We start from the raw sequence: 19,191 nt of genomic DNA on the forward strand, positions 1-19,191 counted from the left end.
AACTTACATAAAATATAAATTCCTTATTGCCACATTTTTGTGCTGTTTTGAGATATTTAATTACCTGTATGGTTAAAATGTAGGTAATTTCTCCATAGAAATCCCAAAGTGAACTTTTTTAACAGCAAAACCTGCTTATATGCCTGAGATCACAAGATAAATCAATAGAAAAACTGCCAAGCTAAGTAAGCTATGGACTATTTCAAACAAACTGTGAGCATTAACATCATGTTCCGGTAAATTATTTCTAAAACAATTCGTTTTTAACAAAAATTTCGTTATATTTACTCAATTCAACATTCATAAAATCAGTACGTTATGAAAAATATCCTTTATTTCTTCCTGACTGCCCTGATCTCCTCCATTGCGTTGTTAACGACAAGGGATTCTTTTGAACCCGAACTGGTGTATAGCACGGTGGTGTTAATATGGATTCTGTACATCTGGTACCATGTTTATGCTGCTGATAAGAGGAATTACAGTGAGTAGTCCTTAACTAGTCAATTTTAAAATCCCTGCTTTAAATGGTTCGGGACGCAGAATCTTTGTGTTTAATTTTGCGATAGATAAAGTCACTTGTACGATTACAATTAGTCAATTTAAACAATTATCAGTAAGCAGTTAAGATCTTCTAACTAAACGATCCACACCAAGTGACAATTTATAGAAAAATTTACGGTGAACAACCTGTTCCGGCATACCGTGGAAATGGTGAAGGTATTTCCCTTATTATGGTGGAGTGGCTGGAGAAAGAAATTTAAAACACAAAGTTTCGGCTTTTCAGCACTGTGATCATAAAAAACCACTAATGAACCGATAAACCGGTACCTGATAACACAAACTTAACACACCACACATTTCTTCAAGAAGCAGATCTTTATATCTTTAGCGATATGTACTGGTACGAAGAAGAAGTTAAACAACTGGAAAGAGCGCATCGCCTGGACCTTGAAAATCCCGGCGTTATTTTTTATGGCAGCTCATCTATCCGGTTATGGAATAGCCTGGAAGATGATTTCGATTACATGAAGGTAACTAATTTAGGCTTTGGAGGCGCTACCTTAGCGGCCTGCGTATGGTTTTTTGAGCGGATTATGACAGATTATAAGCCAAAGGCACTGGTGGTGTATGCAGGTGATAACGACCTTGGCGATGGCAGAAACCCAGAAGAAATATTTATATTTTTCCAGCAGCTGATGGTTAAAGTGAACCAAAGGTTTGGCATATTGCCCTGTTATTTTATTTCTTTGAAACCCAGTATTACCCGCTGGCAAATGGCCGATCAGTTTAGGTACACCAATAACCTTATTGAGAGCGAAATTATTAAACTGAACAGCCATTGGAAATTTATCGATGTTTTTAAGAAAATGCTGAATAAAGATGGACAGCCAAATCCTGCACTTTATGATCACGATGGTCTTCATCTAAGTGAAGAAGGTTATCGGCTGTGGGCCAGTACTGTTAAAGAGAAATTAGGTTAATTATCACGCTTAATTAATATTGCAATAACATAGACGCATTAATTTTCCCAAAAAGAATTAACGCGATGAAAAGGGAATATCACAAATGGTTCAGTCAAAATCTTCAGCGGGATATGGAGCTTCTCATTTTCGGCCATGCGGGAAGGGCAGTGATCTTTTTTCCCACTCGTATGGCGAGGTTTTATGATTACGAAAACTGGGGAATTATAGCCTCCCTAAATGCGCAGATTGAACATGGTGAACTTCAGGTTTTCTGTGTGGATAGTATAGATGGAGAGAGTTTTTATAACGCTGATGTATTTCCCTCGGTACGGATAGACAGGCATTTACAATATGAAAAATACCTCCTTGAAGAAGTATTACCGCTTATCTATCAAGAAAACAATGGCAATTATGTTGAAACTGCAGGCTGCAGTATGGGTGCTTACCATGCCATAAATCTGGCCATGAAATATCCCTGGTTATTTAAAAAGGCCGTTGGCATTAGTGGAAGGTACGACCTCACCTATAGCATCGGCGATTTTAGAGACCTCCTGAACGGATTTCACAGTAAAGAAGTTTATTTTAATATGCCTGCGCAATACATCGCGAACTTAAACGATGCTCGGTTGTTATCAGCAGTTAGAGAAATGGAAATTATTCTTGCTGTAGGAGAAACTGATCCTTTTCTAAGGGAAAATCAATACCTGAGCAATTTACTATGGGAGAAAAATATCCCCAACCAGTTTCATACCTGGGAAAGCAACGCACACAGGCCCCATTACTGGCGAAAAATGGTACCGATGTACATTTAGCAATTTTATAAACGCCTAATTATTTTACTGCCAGGCTAAAATATTGTTTAATATGGATCGTATCTACCGGCGTTTTCGATTTTTCAGCTGCTAAAACAAGGTGGGCATCCAAAAGCCACTTTTCTGCCGAGTTATTGAGATCTGCAATCTTAACACCTTTAACCGTACCTGCGATAGGCACTAAATTGAAATAGTCGCATGCAGGACATGAAAAGAGATATTTCACCTTTCCGGCCTGAATATCAGCATCTGTTAGCAGAAACCTATCATCATCCTGCATTGGCACCTGCATGTAAATGCGGGTTGTACTGAAGCTATTACTCTTCGTAACTGAAAAAATCCGGTATTGCCCGGTCTTAACCGTGCCTTGCTCATCGGGCATTTCCGAATAATTCACATACTCAAACCGACAGTTTCCTTCTGTACAGGGAGTTAAATTTTGCGCATCAATAGAAAATTCCACCGGGTTGTTGGTTTTCTTTTTGCATGCACTCGCAATTGCTAATCCGATCAAAAAGATCGCGGTTAATTTAAAAGCGTTTCTCATAATTTAAGTTTACATGAATACGTTAGAAATCCGGTATATGCTACAATCAATCTTATTTTTTTAATAGCCTGAATTCGATAATTATTTAATTTAAATACTGCATAATAAACTACCCATCCCTAGCCGATTAGTCATGCTGAACTTGTTTCAGCATCTTTTTAGGAGGAAAGACCCTGAAATGAATTCAGGGTGACGGCCTCTTAATCAAAAAGCCGATATAAGCTAACGAGAGGCAATATTAATAATCGAACTCAGGTTAATACCCCGTAGCAAGCCCGTTTTGCATTAAAACTGACAGTTGAAAACCTTAACATTAATTGAACAAGAAAATATTAAGTTTGCAGATAAACGGATTAACTTTTAGCACATGAAACAAGGATTATTAATCGATATGGATGGGGTGATCTACAGTGGTGAGGCACTCATCACCGGAGCGGACAAATTCATTAAAAAACTGATCGACGAAGCGATCCCCTTCGCGTTTATGACAAACAATAGCCAAAGAACCCCTTTGGAAGTGGTACGCAAATTAAAGGGTTTAGGGATAAAGGTTGAAGAAAGTCATGTATACACCAGCGCAATGGCTACAGGAAAATTTCTTTCCGATCAAAATCCGAATGGTACCGCTTACGTATTGGGTGAAGGCGGTTTATTAAGCAGTTTGCACGATCATGGCATTACTTTGGTGAATACCGACCCCGAATTTGTTGTACTGGGAGAAGGCAGAAACTTTACACTCGAAATGGTTCAGCGTGCGGTTGATATGATTTTGGCGGGCGCTAAATTTATCACTACCAACAGAGATCCATCGCCGAAAAAACCAGGATGGAATAACCTTGGGATTGCAGCCACCACCGCTATGATTGAAGAAGCAACTGGCAGAAAAGCCTTTGTTACCGGTAAACCGAGTCCGGTGATGATGCGTTCTGCACGTAAATTCTTGGGCTTGGAAACGAGTGAAACCACTGTTATCGGCGATACCATGGAAACTGATATACAGGGCGGCGTACAGATGGGTTACAAAACCATTCTGGTGCTCTCGGGCATATCAAGCAAGGATACCCTGGGACATTATGCCTTTAAACCTGATATGATTGCAAGTTCAGTTGATGAGATAACATTTCCGCTAAACTGGTGGGAGAATAAATAGTTTGGAGTTGGGAGTTGGGAGTCCAGAGTTCTAGTCCAGAGTCCTCAGTCAAGAGTCTTTAGTCCAGAGTCTTCAGTTAAGAGTTTTTAGTCTTAAACTATTTGGTAGTGGAAAAAAATGAAGGGGAACTGGGATTTACAGGCTTAAAAAAAGTTAAGCGATAGTCTGTTGAAGATACAAAAGGCGTCAGGTCAAACTTAGCAAATGATTCAGCCCGATCAAGCCAATGTGATTGGGCTGAATCATTTGCAACCTGCTTATGCACCGGTATGGCCGGCGTTTTTTTATCGTTAAATTTATTTGAATTGATTAACAGCCCGGTTGCTGGTATAACCATCAATAGCGCTACGCAAGAAATCAGTCTCATATCATTTTGCTTAAATCATCTTATTATTTGGTTCGCTCTGTTAAACAAATATGATATGATGTTATTAGCTGGATGATTAGCCAGCATTATGAAATTGTTAAAGTTACAATGCAGTTTTAATTCATTATTAAGTATTTAAGTTTTATAATGTGAGATAATAATGGTTTGATAAGCTGGTTCGCATTGACACGAACCATTGCGATACGAACCAGGCGATTGTTTTATTATTTTACTTCCTCAAACTTCAGTACTACGCTCGTTCTGCTGGCAGTTAAAACCGGGTTGAATCCGATATTCATCAAAAAATCTCCTGTATAAGTTCTGTTGGCATCAATTGGCGATTTGGTGTCTGGAAATAAGTTAATTTCTCTGATCTGATATTTCTTTGCGGCATCTAATCCATTTAATTTAATGGGATATTTACTGCTTTCACCATAACGGTAATTTACCAGATAGTTAAAAATCACACCCTCCGTTTTTTGCTCATTTACATACAACATCGAAGCGACGCTGCCGGTACGCGGATCTGCCAATCGGTATTGTTCGCCATGCCAGATAATCTCCTTCATTCCATTATAGTTTTTAATAGCCTCCTGGCAAAATTGAAGTTCTTTTCCGGGTAATTTGCTAACCACAATATCAAAGCCCAGTTTACCCATCATGGCTACATCCGTCCGGAATTTTATCGGTTGTTTACCCCAATCGGTTACATGATTGGAGGTACTGATTGCCGGATAGAAATAAGAGTATTCCCATTGCATAAATATCCTTTCCAGTGGGTCGGTATTATCGCTGGGCCAAAATTCGGTAAAATACTGTAGCGCAGCATAATCTACCCTACCGCCACCGCCTGAGCATAACATCATAGGTACAGTTGGATATTTTGCACGGATGCGTTGTAATACATTGTACAAACCTTTTACATAATCAATGTAAAAATGCGACTGATTTTTCTGGTGAGCGGAATAGGCATTGTAAACTACTGCATTGCAATCCCATTTAATGTAAGCCAGTTTTGGATTTCTGGTAAATAACCCATCAACTACCCCAAATACAAAATCCTGTACCTTTGGGTTCGAAAGATCAAGTTCCAGTTGGTTCCTGAAATAATATTCAGGACGGCCTGGCTGTTTCACCACCCAATCCGGATGTTTTTCATATAGTTCACTTTTCGGACTCACCATTTCAGGTTCAATCCAGATCCCAAACCGGGTATCGGCATTATCGGCTTCTTTTACCAATGAGGCAATCCCATTTGGAAGTTTCTTTTTGTTTTCCTGCCAGTCGCCGAGTGCTGCATTGTCGCTGTTACGCGGATATTTATTGCCAAACCAACCATCATCCAGTAAAAAGAAATCGACACCCAGTTTTTTGGTATCTTTAAGCAATTCAGCAAGTTTCTGTTCGTTAAAATCGAAATAAGTAGCTTCCCAATTATTTAAAAGCGTTAGGCGGTTACCTTTACCATCTAATATCTTATAGTTGCGTGCCCAGTTCTGCAGTTTTCTGCTCGCATCGCCCTTCCCCTGGTCAGAAAAAGTATATAAAAATGCCGGCGTGGTAAAAATCTCACCTGGTTTTAAGCTGTAAGGAGATGCATAATTATTCATTCCTGCAATAATGCGCAGGTTATCCTGATAATCGAGTTCCAGGTCAATCTTAAAATTACCACTCCACTCTAAAGCACCGTATAAAACATTACCTGCATTCTCTTCGGCAGGTTTACCCATCGAAATCATAAAAACGGAAGGCTGAAAAAGACTGGCCCTTGTACCCAATTTGCTATCCAGGGTTTTAATGCCATGGGTAATTTCACTCTGCTCAGGCTGCATTTCCTTCGCCCAATCGCCATGGTATTGGTTAAGCCAAAAATGTGGTGATTTTAAGTGCAGGTTTGCCGAAGCATATTTATTTAATATCACCGCCCCTTTTTCATTGTGCTTAATTTCCGTCCACTGCTCTACCACATCCTGCTTATAAAACGATTTGTAAAACAGGGTTACTTCAAAATTGTATACCGGGTCTTTTAACCTGATTTTCAGCAGACTTACATTATCATCTATTTTAATAACAGTATGATCCACGTACTTCAGATCAAGTGAATTATTTCCATCGGCATGGGTAACACTAATGGCCGGTTCAACCAGGTTTCTCGAACCTGATGGTGTATAAGCCGAATTTAACTGTCCGGTATAATCTTCTGTCTGTTTGTACTGGCTACTGATCTGTTCATATTCCTGTTTATCAGCCAGTTTTTTTCCAAAAAATATTGTGTTTACATCTTTTTTAGCATCTGCTTGCAAAACCAGCGCATTATGAGCCGTTTCGATAGGTATTATGGCTTGAGCATTAAGCTTGGTTAGCGCAAAAAGGGAAAGCGAAATCGCCAGCACCCCATGCCTCATATAACCTTGAAATTGATCTGATCTGTTCATTTGTGCAAATAGTAATTACTGATTTTTATAGATAGAGGATTGGTTAGTTGTTAGGGTTTGAGGGTAATTTTAAAATAAGAGCATCTTTTCCGTCCAAATTGATCGTTTGATTGTGATGAAGAGACAGCACTTTTCGGGTGATCAGGTTTTCGGCTATATAAGTATCGGTTGCCTTCAAACCAATTCCGGTAAAGTCGATATGAAAAGCTTTTGCAGCATCGCTATAATTGAATATGGCGAGGTATTTTATATTGCCAGCCTGTTTTACAAATAATTGCGATGCCGATTTACCCCTGTTGCCTTCTACCGGAACAAATGCCTTTCCATTCTGCAAAACCTTCAATATTTCAGTATTGTTTAATAGGCGCTGTGCGGTACCTGCCCATTTGCCGTAAATTGAAAAATCATCGCCGGTAATGCAGGTACCCGTAACAATTGCCGATAAAAACCTGGCAGCATTTTCGCCATCTGACTGATCAGAAAAAACAACATGATCGGCATCGATATAATCATAGAGGTAAGTTTGCCACCAGCCATTACTTACACTGTTTAAAGTATACTCGGTATCTTTAATGGATTTGAAGGCATCGCAGGCAATTCGCCGTACGTGTACATACCGGCCAGAAGCCAGACTTGGAGAGATGGCTGCATAAACCATCATTTTACCATCAAGCTGTTTTAACAAAAACTCCATTCCGGTTTTATAGGCCTGCATCCCTGTTGTTACTTTTGGGTCGAAAAAATGAGCAGACTCTATTGCCGCATGTCCTAAAAAATCAATCTTGATCATTTCGAAACCACATTCTTTAAATTTCTTAATTACGGATGCCATACGCTGCTGCGTGCCGGGGTGTGTAGGATCTAAAGCCCTGGCACCGTCCAGATCATGGTAACCTGCACCAACTTTCGTCCACATCTCGCCAAAAGTGTAATCTGTTCCTTCGGCTTTTCGGTTTCCACCACCCGCAAAACCCCAATCAACAAAGGGCGCCCAATAAATTCCAGGTTTTAATCCTTTTGATTTAGCATAATCAGCAAATTCTTTCAGTTGGGCGTAATCGCCCGTTAAACCACCTTTTAGAAGCTTATCCCAATACGAATCAAGGTCGATATAAGCTACGCCACCGCTCCTGAACGACTTCAAACTATCGGCAAAAAAATCGACTACCTGCCTGGCCTTTTCGAGCGTAATTCTCTCCTGCATCACGCCCCAGCTGTTCCAGCCTACCGGAGTAGCATTATTCCACTTAAAAACAATGGGAGGTTCAGAAATCCTGTTCAGTCTGCCATAAGTTTCCATGCCCAAGCGCCAGTCATTAAAAGTACCGAAAAATACTTTTGCTGAACTCACCGAATTGCCTTTCAGGTAACCATGTGTCGTTTTATCACGGGTAATACTTTCATCCGTAAAACCACAGATCGTTTGTAGGCTGATCTTTTTATCGACATCCATTGCAGTAATGATACCGGTTTTCCAATCACGGTGTTCAATAGAACCGATCACAAAACCTTTACGCGACTGATTATGGTATAAAGCCGTAACCTCCGCACTTGGATTGTTCACATTTACAGTTAAAGGCACGGTATGATAAGAAATAAAAGTATCGTTATCGAATGGCACGAATAAACTGGTAGGCACATCAGCATATTCCTGATTAATGAGGTTGCCATTTAAAGGGACAATGCGGTTAATGGATAAATCAATACCAATTAATACCAAATTGATGATGAAATAATTTTTACCATTGTAAGTATAAAACACTTGTTGCATGGCTGGTAAACCAGGCTGCTTCAGCAGAAAAATGTGTTTGAACCCATTGCCAAATTTATCATGGATAACTTTTTTACTATAGGTTATATTTTTATAATCCTTCGAGCTAAATAGCTTTTTCTGGTATTCGGCCTGCGAAAAACCTTTTACCAACAGTTGCTTCGCACTTTCTGATACATTGAAGGTACCAGTTTTAAGATTGTAAACTATTTTACCACTCTTACCATAAGGGATAATAACGGCAGAAGCCTTTGTAATGAAAAGGAACAACACACTGAAAGTGAAGAGCGCCAGATATCTGAATAAAAATCTAAAAATCATGTGTTGCTAAAGTTTAACTGAAGTTATATTGCTCAATTGTCCATTTATTTTAACTTTCACCTTTTGGGGAATTGCTGAAGCTATTTTGTAAGATGTGATTTTTCCATCTTTCCAGTTCATATCAACAGTAAAGTTACCTCTTGCCTTTAAACCTTTAATTTCGCCGAATGCTTTCCATGCATCCGGAATGGCTGGTAGCAATTCAATAAAACCATCATGACTCTGAATCAGCATTTCTGCAATTGCAGCAGTGGCACCAAAGTTACCATCAATCTGGAACGGTGGTCCGGCTGATAACATATTCGGATAAACACCCCCACCGGCTCCATAGTTGATATCGGTACGTAGAGTGGGCTTTAAAATTTCCCTGAACAGTTTAAATGCCCGGTTTCCATCCTGTAACCTTGCCCAAAATAATTGTTTATAAGCAATCGACCAACTTGGTCCATCATCTCCCCTAACCTCAAGTGTTTTTTTTGCGGCTTCGGCTAAGGCCGGAGTCGAAGTCGGGCTGATTAAACCAGCCGGATAAACGCCATATAAATGTGAAATGTGGCGGTGCTGGGGGTCGGTTTCTTTATAATCTTCTAGCCATTCCTGTATGCGCCCGTCATTACTGATTATGCCCACTGGCGGGATCGATTTTAGTTTTTGCTTTAACGAGTCACTAAAGGCAGCATCAAGCTTAAGCAGTTTGGCCGCGGTAATGACATTAGTAAAAAGTTCCCTTACAATCTGGTTATCGATGGTTGGCCCCATTGAAATGCTTGCCGTTTTTCCGTTGGGCAGGTAAAACGTATTTTCCGGCGACACGGAAGGAGAAGTAACCAGCCAGCCTGTTTTTGGATCCATGATTAAAGCACTCTGATAAAATGCCGCAGATCCTTTTAAAACCGGATAAATACTTTTCAGGTATTTTAAATCGCGGCTATAAGCGAAATGGTCCCAAAGGTTGCTGCACAACCAGCCCGAACCGGCATTCGAGGCACCCCATGAGGCACTTTCTCCTGGTTCGGTAAAACCCCAAACGTTGGTAATCACGTGGGCAATCCAGCCATCGGCATTGTAATAAGCCCTGGCAGTTTTTGCTCCATGCCGGGTCAAATTCCTGACCAGTTCGGCTAAAGGAAGATTCAGTTCGGATAAATTGGTTGGCTCAATGGCCCAATGGTTCATCTGTACATTAACATCCAGGTGGTAATCGCCATTCCATGGCGTATTGATCTGGTTGGCCCATAAACCCTGAAGATTGGGTGGCAAAAGTCCGACTCTGGTACTGCTAATGCTTAAATAACGTCCAAATTGAAAAAACAAGGCGCTCAGCGAAACATCATTTTTGTAATCTTTGTAAAAACGATCCAGCCTTATATCGGTTGGTAAGTTAGCCGCTTCCCCTTCGCCCAGGTTAATTTTTAAACGGTTGAACAGTTTGCCAAAGTTGGCACTATGCCTGGCCAGTTCTTCACTATAAGCTTTCTTTTTTGCCTTCTGCAACTCATTTTTTACCCTTAGCTCAAAATCAGCATGTTTGAAGTCGGTTTCGGCAGCAACATAAATGATGATTTCGGTTGCATCTTTTATTTTGAGGAGATTGCCATCACTGGTAACCGAGCCATCTTTCAGTTTGGTGGTTACGCGGCTCATATACCTCATACCCTTTCCATCGGTTCCGTTATCCAGCTGTCCGAACATCAACAATTCATTCCCCTGAATAGCTATGGTCGCTTTTTCAGGTCTGCTGATGGAAATGTTGCAGTTTAATTTTTTAGGCTGATCGGCAGTAATGCGGATAATCGCTACATCATCATCAAAGCTGCAATAATACGCTCTTTTGTATTTTACGCCATTGAGTGTAAATGCTGTTGTAGCTATTGCTTTATTCAACGACAAAGTTCTTTGGTAAGCCTCAGGTTTTATTTCTTTAAGGCCCGGATATTCATAATCGAGGTGCAGATTACCCAATGTTTGATATTTACCCCAGGTTGCCCCCCCGGAGCCCTGCCCCTTACAAACGAAATCGCGGTTGACAAGTTCCTGTGCCTCATCATTTTTACCCGCTAATATCAACTGCCTGATTTTTGGGAGGCTTTTATAAGCTTCATAATTATTGGCATCCTGTTTCCCTCCGCTCCAAAGCGCAATATGGTTCAGTACAATATTTTCCTTCGTTATGCCACCATCAGGTGTCATGCCTAATTTACCATTGCCCAGGGGAAGGGTTTCTTCCCAAATTTTAGCAGGTTTATCGTACCAGAGTGACAAGGCTTTTTGCTGGGAAAAAACGTTTTTACTGATGAAAAGCAAAAAAAATGCAATACCTGTCAGTTGTTTAAAATTCATTTTTCATTTGTGTTTTGTAGCTGATTAATCTAAAACCGTCATCTCGACCGGAATGCAGCGGAACCGAGAGATTTTGCCTCGAGATAGATTTCGACTACGTTGCAATCCGCTCAAAATGACGGTCCGTCTTGTTTAAATGCTCAATCGAGTCGACCATCCAATAAACTTACTGTTTATTCCAGAACCTGATTTCGCTCATATTACTATAATTACCATCGCCGGTGGTTACATGTTTAATCCTGATGCGAATATAACGAATCGGTTTACCGCCGTTATCCAGATCTGTAGTAAAAGCATTTTTACCATCATCAGTCCTGGTCACATCTTTTAAAAGCGTCCAGCCTTTACTTACGGCTTCAGCAGGCCAGCCGCTGTTGCTTGCTGACAAGGTAGTGGTGGCGTTGGTTAAATCTGCTATTCCCCAAACCTCAAAACGATCAGGATTGTTACAGCAATCGCGTCCGGTTTCTTCTATGCGGGATAAATTATTGTAGAGCCTGCCCAAATCAAATGTAATTACATGCGGCATACCACTATTGCCTGCGCTATGAAAAATATTCGGATAACCCTGAGGGCCGACGCTCCCATCCCACAACTTACTGATACTGGTCCCCGATTCGTAGGTCTGTGCATCTCCCGGTAAATGCACTTCAGCAAAAAGTGAACGGTCGCAGAGTACATAAGTGAAAATCTGAGGAAATGTCGAAAAATCAGCTACCGGAAATACGTCTAAAGCGCCCTTACCTGGAATATACGATGACTTATACAATATGCTGGTCCCTGCTTTATAATCAGTAAGGGTAATGGCAGTATCCTTAGGCAAAAGGATTTTATCAATGCTGGTACCTGAAGTATTGGTGTATCTTACTACAGTATTGATATTAATGGTATCAGGCGTATTAAAATTTAACTGTACTGATCCGTTACTATTCACCACATAAGGATTTGTGGCATTATATGGTCTGTTTAATAAACCTGATTGGTATAGTGGACCGAAAACCCTCACATTTCTGGCTTCAATTGGAATTGATTTATGTCCCTGCCCATCATAAGAATAAACGGTAAAGGTGTAAGTATATTCCTTTAAATTCGGGATAATTACTTTCATGGTATCAAGCGGATTATGCGTAGTGGCATTAACAACTACCGAATCTGCATTATTATTCCAATACACTACATATTTGGTTACACTCGGATCAGGACTCGTATTCCACCATAACCCGGTTCTTAAATTGCCAGGTTTAGTTATAATATTGGCTACACGGCCCGGATAAACAATCTCGCCATCTTTTAAATACTCTTTAAAGGCAATATCATCTTTGGTACAGCTTATGATTACCATTGCCAACAGCAGTAGCAGACCGCTAATTTTATATATACTTTTCATATCTGAAAATTTATCTTCTTAGATTATAATTAACTATCGGGGATCGCCATAAAAGGCCATTTCCATCGCATGTGCGAAGGTACCGTTAGACCAAGTTGTACTCACCGAAAGGCGGATATAACGCACTTTTGGGTTGGCTAGCGGGAAGTTGAAGCTTACCCCAGCTTTTACGAAATCGTTATCGGCTGTTGTATGCGCCACAGGGGTTGCGCCTGATGGTGGATTAGGATAGTTATAATTACCCATATTGATCCAGTCGCCAATTACAGTACCTTCTGGTGCTGATAAAGGAAGCTGCGCATCACGCGGAGCAACAGCATCAGAGCCCCAAACAGAGAATACTTTCGGATTTCCGTGTCCGTAAGCAAATTTATCACTTCCATCCGGCCTTTCCCATAAAATGAAACGGCTTAATTTTGCACTTACACCCAAACCAAAAGTGGCAATAGCAGGCATTGCTCCGCCCGGAGCGGTATGCCAACCGTTTGAGTTACCATCAGTTTTCCCGTCCCATAAATAAGGAAGATCCCAACCATAAGCAATTACACCATCAGTAGGGAGCCTGTATTGAAAAAACTTATTTCTATCCAACAGGGTTTCGAAGAAAGGAGTAATGGTTTTATAAGTCGTATCGGAAATATTCCCAAAATTATCAGTAACATAGTAACCGATTTTTTTAGGCACAGGAGCAAATCCCCTTACAGAATAAGCAATTACACCAGCTTTATCATAATGCTGATCAATTACATCGGAAGTATTGTTATCACTTAGGCCAAGCAAAATAATCCCCAGATTACTTTTAGCTGGATTTGTAGCGCTGATTTTAATGCCACCAAAATCAGGGTCAGCATTAATAGTGGGTTTTGCCAGCAAATATGGCGGAGTATCAGGATTAACCTTCACAACAACAGGATCCGATTTAACTTCTGCTCTGCTTACTGCATACAACGTAACATCATAGCCTTGCTTTTTAGCAAAGCCATCAACCATAATCGAATCAGAATAATAGCTGGATTTAGTTTCACGGGTGGTTACGCCGTTTATTTTATACCTTGCCAGCACATACAAAAGGTTTTTAGAATTTGGCAAAGTATACGTGATATAGGCACCACCGTTAAAATTATCAACTTTAATATTGCTTACTACGCCAGGCTTAGTCATATCTGAAGAAGCAGGATCGTTATAATTTTCCATTTTCTTACAGGCAGTAATACTGGCCAAAACGGAAACGATAAGGGCGAGGTAAATACTATTTTTAATATGTTTCATATCTTTAATCTTTTAAACTACCAGTAAGGATTTTGCACCAGATTAGGATTCACCACCAGATCATAACTTCTAATCGGCCATAAATAATCTTTTAAGCCAAAAACGGGGATAAATTGTGTAGTTGGACGATAATAATTAATGGCTTCGGCATTATTAATGCTCCAACCTTGTATAGGCGCTGTTAAAACTGCCTGAAGTTCTTTCCATCTTCTTAAATCCCAGCCACTCTGGCCTTCAAAACATAGCTCAATTCTCCTCTCCTGGTGTATAATCTGCCTTAAGCCATCTTTGGCATTAAATTTATTCGGATTTTTAGAGAAGTTTGTCCATGCGGATTGTACGCCTTGTAAACCAGCCCTTTGCCTAACTTTATCTATATAAGTAAATACCTCTGCAGTCGGCCCATTTACTTCGTTTAGTGCCTCTGCATAAAGTAAGTACAAACCAGCCAGCCTAATTAAAGGCAGGCGGAACGAAGATGGTTGAAAGCCGTCGTCATAAACCGAAGCATAACTAACCAGTTTTTTTGGCCAATACCCAGTAATGTTCAGCCTGATGTTATCGCTTGGCGCCGCAAGCCCGCTTCCCCTTGCAGAAACATAATACAATGGATTAACCGGATCGTCCTGGTTATTCCTGCCATTGCCGAACCAGATACTTCCGTCAAAAGCCATGTCTGCATAAAAGCGTGTTTCTCTTGCAAAGTGACCCTTAATGGTTTCATACCCTTGTTTAATGTAATAACGACTGGCATTATCACCTGTTTTAATCGTGTTCCTACCCGCGTAATCCCACGTTTTATCTTCACTGATCGGCACACCATTAACGGTATAAAAAAGTTCTTGCGTACTTATAGGTGCAGAAAAGGTAGAGGGGTTAGAAAAGTTGTTTACAGCCGATTTTGCGGTAAGCCTCGGTGTAGCAAACCCCTGATAGTTAAACTCCGGGTTTGAGGCCCAGATGATTTCCGAATTCAGTTCCCATTTTTCGGTAACGGCATTCTGTACATCCAACTCTCTTTTTAACGAATCAGATAGTTTACCTACTGTGGTTGGTGATTGAAAGGTGTATAATTTAACACCCTGTGTTTCTGCCGCAGTAATAGCCGCCTTGGCCGCATCGGCGGCTTTCTTCCATTTCTGCGCATCATAAGCAGCCGGAAATAAACTCAGGCCATCTTTGTCTTTAAAACTGATATAATCAGGATTACCATTAAAAAGCGGACTCGCTGCTGTTGCTAAAACATCAGCCTTAACCGAAAGCGCAATAACACTTGTTACCCTGCCTAGTTCTGTTGCCTGACTGCTGATCACAGCAGGTAAACCCGGGATAGCTTCATCCAATAAGGAAATTATATAATCAACCGTTTCGTCAACCGGCGCTCTTTTTACACGCACTTCATCCGTACTGCTGTTAATGGCCAGATTGGTTTTAATTAACGGTATAGGCCCATACATTTTAAAAAGCACATAGTGATAATAGGCTTTTAAAAATTTGGTTTCAGCAATCCAACGCTGTTTTTCGGCAGCACCCAAATCAATCGGTTTATCAATATTTTCGAGCATGATATTACAGATCCGGATTGAACGCCAAAGGCTATAGCTACCTTCACTGCCATCCCATGCATTTAATCCAGGGTTAGCGGCAGTTTGTGTCCCCCTAAGCAGGTTGAAGCCTGTGGGGTTAAAACCCTGATAGTTATCAAGTGTATTCGAATAGATAAGTTCGGATGAAGTGGTAAAACCGGGATTTGAAGCCACATCATTCATGCGCTGCAGGTAAGCATAACAGGAGTACAAATAATTTTCTGCTTCATTTCTGTTTCTAAATGCATAATCAAGGGTGCCCAAGTTATCAGGTGTGATATCAAGGTACTTTTTACAGGATACAACAGTGAACAACACCGTCATGATGCAACCGAGTGTCAAATATGTTTTTATCTTTTTCATTATAGGGTTACGTTAAGACCAACATTGAATACCTTTTGGATTGGATAAGCAAATCCGTTTCCGCCCTGTTCAGGATCCCACATTTTAAATGGACTCCAGGTTACCAGATTTAAGCCATTAAAATAAATGCGGCAAGAATTAAGCTTGATTTTACTGGAGATACGCTGAGGAAGGGTGTAGCCCAGTTCAACTGATTTTAGTCTCAATAAACGGCCGTTTCTCATCCACCAGGTACTGGTTTGCGCATTGTTTTCGAGATCTGCCGCATTTACTGCCAATCTTGGATAAAGCGCATAAAGGTTCTGGTTTTCAGGCGACCAATGGTTGTCGGAAAAATCTTTAAGCAATTGTGTATTGCCATAAATATATTGTTGGTTGCTTGGCACAAAAGGACTCACTTTAGTTGGATCAATAAAAAACGTCATCCTGTCCTGTCCGGTAAAAAATGCTGAAAGATCGAAACCTTTATATGAAGAACTGAAACCAAAACCATACACTATTTCCGGCGATTGTGGAAAACCAATGTAGGCTTTATCAGCATCGTCAATTTTACCATCATTATTTAAGTCGCGGTATTTGATATCGCCGGCTCTTGGCGGTTTGCCACCGGTTGAAAAAATCTGGGTAGGCGAATTCTGTACCTCCTTATCGTCTACAAATAAGCGTTCGGCAATGTAACCGTAATTTCTGCTGATTGGCTGCCCTGTAGTATAACGGTATGTTTCAGCCCATTGAGGCTCTTCGTAATTGATGTATTTATTTTTGGCAAAAGTTAAGTTAGAACGTACCGCAAATGAAAAGGCATTTACATTAAACTTATAATCGAGTGATAGATCAATACCTCTTGATCTGGCCTTGCCAATATTCGCGCCGATATCTGGTGAACCAGTATTGGGATCAATAGCCTCCAAGCCCAATGTACTAGGTACATTTTTACGGATCATATAAATATTATAACGATCGTTATTATATACTTCTGCAATAATATTCATATTTTTAAAAAGCGTAGCCTCCAAAGCCAGGTTTGTTTGCCGAGAGGTTTCCCAGGTAATATCAGTGTTTTCGTAACTGTTAATGTAAACACCAGGACGCGTAACCCCACCATTATAACCAAATTGGGCATAATTGCCGCCGCCATTCAAGTTTACGTCAGATTGATAAAAAAAGCGTTGCGATCCGATGGCATCGTTACCTACAAGGCCAAAACTTCCTCTCAGTTTTAAGCGGTTAACGACATTGGCGATTCCACCTGTCCAGAATTTCTCGTTCGAAACAATCCACCCTGCACCTATAGTTGGAAAAAAACCAAATCGGTGGTTCTCCGAAAATCTTTCCGATCCGTTATAGCCAAAATTTGTCTCTAAAAAGTAACGGCTTTTGTATGAATAAGTTAAACGCCCTGCCAAACCTAAATTCCGGTAAGGAAGCGAATATTGTAAAGTGCGGACATTCGTTTTAGGATCTTTGGCATTATTATACAGGTTTTGCTGAGCAGTACCAATCAGTGCACCGCTAAAGGTATGATTCTGCCCGAAAGTATGGTCGTAGTTCACAGAAGCCTGTCCGTAAAGGAAAGTGCTGATGTTAGGATCGCCAGGGTAATAGCTTAAGTATTCCTGGGCGATATTGGGCGCCCCGCTGGTTACCGACGAGTTTAACCAGTTTAACACATAAGTGTTACTTGCTTTATCATATGAGCCAACATTGTAGTAAAATGGTGAGTAAGCCATCGACGAATCAAAATAAGAATACCTATTGGTACTAAAAATCGATTTGAACGAAAGACCCTCGGTAAAAAAATCCAGTTTCTGGTTAAGTTCCAATTGTGCCGACATCCGCGATTCCGTTGAGTTTTTATGTCCACGAAGCAATGCAGCATAAGGGTTATTGTATAAAATACTGTTTACCCCCGTACCACCTGTATTTCCGAATAAAATATGCTGTGCGTTCTGATTCGCAGCATCAGCAGGAAAATAAGCAGGGAATAAAACCGGACTGGTATGCACCGCAATATTATAAAGATCGGTAGAAAAACCTCCATCAGTAGCCAATGGACCATTGTATTCGCTAAAATTACCAGATAAACGCACCACCAGTTCAGTAGTTTTGCCTAAATCAATATTGATGTTGGAACGTAACTGGTAATTACGGAATTTCACGTTATTGTCGTTATTGTTCCGGTCATCCTGGTTAAGCACACCATTATCCAGGTTGTAAGAACCTGCAATGTAATATCTGGCCACACCACCACCGCCGCTTACGCTCATATTGGCACGCTGTGTGTTGGTCCGCTTTTTGAACAAAAGTCCTAACCAATCAACCGCAGGATAAACATATTCATTATAACCAGGGCTTTTATTAATTGTAGCCTGTGTATTGATAATCTGGTTAGGTGTAAATTTAGGATCCATTCCCCTACCAATAGAAGCTTCATTGAAAAGTTTCATATAGGTGATCGGATCAGCAAGTTCCAGGTTCTGGGTCGATTGCGATGAAGAATTTTCCAATCGGAAACTGATTTTAGCCTTACCTTCTTTACCAGATTTGGTAGCGACCAAAATAACGCCATTTGCTCCCCTGGCGCCATACAAAGCTGTAGCACTGGCATCTTTAAGGATAGAAAAACTTTCGATATCATCAACCTGTAAACGTGCAAGATCAGAACTGGTTAACTCAACATTATCGATCAGGATAAGGGGATCCTGTTTATAACCGAAGGTTGTTACCCCACGGATGAAGAACTGTGAGTTATCCTGTCCGGGTTGACCGCTGCGCTGATAACCAATTACACCTGCTATCTGACCAGAAAGCGCATTGGTTAAATTGCTGGAAGGTATTTTAAGGTTGCCCACTTTTACCGTGGTAACTGAACCTACTAAAGCTTCTTTACGCTGTTTTTGCCCCAAAGCAGTAATCACGACCTCTTCAGACAGCATATTTTCTTCGGTTAACCTGACGTTGATTACATTGGCCGTACCAACAGTTATCCTTTGTTCCCTGTAACCTACATAAGAAAACCGAAGTACCTCGCCGGAGGCTACATCAAGCACAAACTTTCCGTTATTATCGGTCTGTGTACCTACATTAACCTTATTCACTACGGCCACGGTTACGCCGGGCAGCCCCGCCCCTAATGTATCGGTAACCTTACCCGTAATGGTTTTCCTTACAGCCTGGGAATATCCCTTCTCGGGCCATAAAATCAGTAAAAATACAAGCAGCGAACCTATCGTTACCAATGCGTTTCTTACCCTGCCAGACACCGAAAGGTGCCCGTAAAACAAAAATAATTGCTTCATTTGCTAATCAGCTTTTAAATGATGAATTAAAAAATTGTAGATAGATGTTGATCGGCAGGAATTATGCCTGCACAAGATCAT

General features: G+C 40.7%; 12 protein-coding genes. 4 read left to right on the forward strand and 8 right to left on the reverse strand.

The window, feature by feature from the left end:
• Positions 1–318 precede the first annotated feature (318 nt).
• The 3 genes from DV942_RS23375 (at position 319) to DV942_RS02105 (ending at position 2,275) form a co-directional block, all read left to right on the forward strand.
• Positions 319–489, forward strand: a complete 171-nt coding sequence (locus DV942_RS23375; protein ID WP_159435178.1) for a hypothetical protein — start codon at positions 319–321, stop codon at positions 487–489.
• A 404-nt stretch (positions 490–893) separates the two neighbouring features.
• On the forward strand, positions 894–1,481 hold the full coding sequence (locus tag DV942_RS02100; protein WP_090979746.1) for a GDSL-type esterase/lipase family protein: 588 nt from the start codon (positions 894–896) through the stop codon (positions 1,479–1,481).
• 65 nt (positions 1,482–1,546) lie between these two features.
• Entirely contained in the window at positions 1,547–2,275 is a 729-nt protein-coding gene (locus tag DV942_RS02105; protein WP_186462396.1) for an esterase family protein, read from the forward strand.
• 19 nt (positions 2,276–2,294) lie between these two features.
• On the opposite strand, the gene DV942_RS02110 is transcribed toward DV942_RS02105, so the two are convergent.
• Positions 2,295–2,822 (reverse strand): hypothetical protein, encoded by a 528-nt coding sequence (locus tag DV942_RS02110; protein ID WP_145854895.1) that lies wholly within the window; start codon positions 2,820–2,822, stop codon positions 2,295–2,297.
• A 367-nt stretch (positions 2,823–3,189) separates the two neighbouring features.
• Here DV942_RS02110 and DV942_RS02115 point away from each other — a divergent pair, with 367 nt between their 5' ends.
• Complete coding sequence (locus tag DV942_RS02115) at positions 3,190–3,972, forward strand: HAD-IIA family hydrolase (RefSeq protein WP_090979750.1); 783 nt, start codon at positions 3,190–3,192, stop codon at positions 3,970–3,972.
• Positions 3,973–4,563: 591 nt separating this feature from the next.
• On the opposite strand, the gene DV942_RS02120 is transcribed toward DV942_RS02115, so the two are convergent.
• The 7 genes from DV942_RS02120 to DV942_RS02150 form a co-directional block, all read right to left on the reverse strand.
• Positions 4,564–6,774 carry an alpha-galactosidase gene (locus DV942_RS02120; RefSeq protein WP_244950804.1) on the reverse strand — a complete coding sequence of 737 codons (2,211 nt, stop codon included), beginning with the start codon at positions 6,772–6,774 and terminating at the stop codon, positions 4,564–4,566.
• 43 nt (positions 6,775–6,817) lie between these two features.
• Positions 6,818–8,866 (reverse strand): alpha-galactosidase, encoded by a 2,049-nt coding sequence (locus tag DV942_RS02125; RefSeq protein ID WP_145854897.1) that lies wholly within the window; start codon positions 8,864–8,866, stop codon positions 6,818–6,820.
• 6 nt (positions 8,867–8,872) lie between these two features.
• Positions 8,873–11,206: a glycoside hydrolase family 95 protein gene (locus DV942_RS02130; protein WP_145854899.1), complete on the reverse strand. Its 2,334-nt coding sequence runs from the start codon at positions 11,204–11,206 to the stop codon at positions 8,873–8,875.
• Between the two features lie 166 nt (positions 11,207–11,372).
• On the reverse strand, positions 11,373–12,593 hold the full coding sequence (locus DV942_RS02135; RefSeq protein WP_145854902.1) for a DUF4998 domain-containing protein: 1,221 nt from the start codon (positions 12,591–12,593) through the stop codon (positions 11,373–11,375).
• A gap of 33 nt (positions 12,594–12,626) precedes the next feature.
• A complete protein-coding gene (locus DV942_RS02140) occupies positions 12,627–13,862 on the reverse strand; it encodes a DUF5000 domain-containing lipoprotein (RefSeq protein WP_244950805.1) in 1,236 nt (411 codons plus the stop codon).
• A gap of 17 nt (positions 13,863–13,879) precedes the next feature.
• Positions 13,880–15,811: a RagB/SusD family nutrient uptake outer membrane protein gene (locus tag DV942_RS02145; RefSeq protein ID WP_186462397.1), complete on the reverse strand. Its 1,932-nt coding sequence runs from the start codon at positions 15,809–15,811 to the stop codon at positions 13,880–13,882.
• On the reverse strand, positions 15,811–19,110 hold the full coding sequence (locus DV942_RS02150) for a SusC/RagA family TonB-linked outer membrane protein (protein ID WP_145854904.1): 3,300 nt from the start codon (positions 19,108–19,110) through the stop codon (positions 15,811–15,813). Before DV942_RS02150 ends, DV942_RS02145 begins: the two co-directional genes overlap by 1 nt.
• Positions 19,111–19,191 lie beyond the last annotated feature (81 nt).

Source organism: Pedobacter suwonensis (genome assembly GCF_007833675.1).
GTDB lineage: Bacteria > Bacteroidota > Bacteroidia > Sphingobacteriales > Sphingobacteriaceae > Pedobacter > Pedobacter suwonensis.